The sequence below is a fragment of the Methanomassiliicoccales archaeon genome, from assembly GCA_013415695.1.
Classification (GTDB): Archaea; Thermoplasmatota; Thermoplasmata; order Methanomassiliicoccales; family JAAEEP01; genus JAAEEP01.
On record JAAEEP010000040.1, the window covers coordinates 1 to 2,392 of the forward strand.

Annotated in this window: 1 protein-coding gene and 1 tRNA gene; one reads left to right on the forward strand and one right to left on the reverse strand. The window is 49.0% G+C overall.

All coding sequences use genetic code 11. The features are described 5' to 3' along the window. Window positions 1–58: 58 nt before the first annotated feature. A tRNA-Leu gene (locus tag GKC03_10080) sits at window positions 59–143 on the forward strand. A gap of 285 nt (window positions 144–428) precedes the next feature. Here the strand turns inward: GKC03_10080 and GKC03_10085 are convergent. Further along, a complete protein-coding gene (locus tag GKC03_10085; GenBank protein ID NYT12873.1) occupies window positions 429–1,664 on the reverse strand; it encodes a histidine kinase in 1,236 nt (411 codons plus the stop codon). Window positions 1,665–2,392: the final 728 nt, after the last annotated feature.

A 2,392-nucleotide genomic window follows, 5' to 3' on the forward strand; every position in this document is an offset into this window, starting at 1 on the left:
ACCGGGACGGGCATCCTCGGATACTACCACTGGACCTGCGTGACCCATTTCGATTAGCGCGGGGGTAACCAAGCCAGGTCAACGGTGATAGACTCAAGATCTATTCTCGCAGGAGTTCAAGGGTTCGAATCCCTTCCCCCGCACTCCCGCAATCTTTTTCGAAGGGCCAGGAGGAGCGGGAAAATTGGACAAGTTCGCTCTTATATAGAGGGAAGTTATAAATTAAAGCTGAGGTAAAAAATATATTTGGCTATATATAGCATTCTGATTAGCATTCTGATATCTGTGCAGTAGGTAGCATTTGTATCTTGGATAATATCAATCAATTCAAGGCGTACCACCATCTTCCTCTACAACCGCGAAAAGAAATCTTCAGTCCCCATAGATGCCGATGATGGGGACTGAATATCATGCGCCGCGTCCTCATTTCAAGTGGAGGCAGTCTCCTCATCGCCGAGATAGATCCCGGCCCCTAGCCACCATTCATTATCGACCTTGGTCACATAGCTCGTCTTCGGCTCGGTCTGGTTGGTGATGGGATTAGTCCAGACATAATCGAAGACTCCGCTCCCATTTAGGGCGATCGACCTCATCTCCCGGTTGACGTAGACTCCCTGGGAGTTCTGAAGGTCGAGGCGGTTGGTTCCTACCGCTGAGGGCAGGTAGGGAAGAGCAAGGCTGGTACCATTGAAGTCTGCGGCGAACATGTAGACCTCTTCTCTCACAAATGGCCCGTTCAAGTCCATGAAATCCCTCGTCGCAATATCTTTGCCATAGACTCGTGCGTAGGACGCCGCAGACTCGACAAAGGCAACAAGCTCTTCCTCCGATGAAGGTGGTTGATAAGACGAGGATGTACCGTCCTCGGCTTGCTCAGCCTCTTTTATATAGATCCCAGAACCCAGCCACCAGGTGTCATCCACAGCTCTCACATAACTCAGCTTGATGGTTGGTGTCATGTCGTTCTCGGGTTCTGGGTAGGTGTAGTAGAAAAGACCGCTCCCATCCTCCTTAACCACATTCAGGACATCACGGACGTAAAGTGCCCCGTAAATATCCCGTTCATTCGATCGGTCCTTTCCCACCAGTTCTGGTTGGAAGGGAAGTGCCAATACCGTCCCGTTGAAGTCGTAGGCGAAGATGTAGTAATCACCGTCCACGAAGCTTCCGTTCTTGTTGTTGAATTCCTCCAGGGCTTTCTCCTTGCCATTCGCCTGGGCGTAAGCGACTGCCCTATCGACCAGCGTTACGAGAGAGAGTCGGGGCTCTGCGCTGAATACTGCCGGTATGTCCGATAGCCACGTGCCTGTTCCAAGCAACCAATCGTCGTCGACCTTGGCGATGTAGCTCAGCTTCAGCTCGGGTGTGTTATTATGCTGAGCATTGGGTCTGACATAATATGCGAAACCTCCGCCATTCGATGCAAGGGCATTAAAGTTTCTCACGAGGAGCAGTCCATTTTCGTCCCGGAGATCGATCTGATTTTCTCCCACCTCCTCCAGTCTGAAGGGGTGAGCGAGACGGGTTCCATCAAATCCGAAGGCAAAGATATAGCGCTCCTCTCCCACAACGAATTGACCGCCTTCGTTATTGAACTCTTCCAAGGCCCTCTCCTTGCCATTCTCCTGGACATAGGTGAGAGCCAGGTCCGCAAATTCCTTCATCTCCTGTGACACTTCAGGAAGATCAGTCTCATTTAAGCCATCTGTAGCTTCGAGGTCCTCCGACTCAAGTCCAGAGGCTGAGATCGATAAGACTACGATTAAAAAAGCCATTGATGATATCAGTTTGGCCAACATAACGGCATGTATAATTTTCTTGATATAAGTTAATTCCGAATGACTCTTTAGGGTAGGAGTCCCAGTTTCAATCCAGGTGCTTGTGTGCCCGAAGAAAAAGCAGGGTCAAGAAGCCTTTTCGTACATTGAGATTCTCTTCTAGGTGGGTTGGCAAATAAGCGACATCATTACATCATCTATTCGGGAGTAGAACAAGGTTCGGTCTAATGCGAGGAGGATTACCGTCTGAGAGTCCAGATCGTATTCTGTACTATCATGCTGCAAGGGCCGTTGTTGCATGATTTCGTTATCGAACTAGTCCAGCCGAGGAAGTGAAGCTGCTCGGTCTATAGAATCGGCCAAGTGGGTGGGGCTTACTCCAAGCATAATCATCGCCACATTAGAAGGAGATCCCCGGAACGCATCAAAAGGTTTTTAAAATGCTACATATATCATACCTAATTATTGCCTTATTTTAAAATGAAACGTTCATGGCCCACAGGGCCACCCATGCTGATGAAAATCGGAACATATTAATATTGCATGAGTCAGACACTACCTCTTCATAAGATGGGCAATAGAGGTCGTTGGCATTTGGTGGTTTGTAGCAGCCC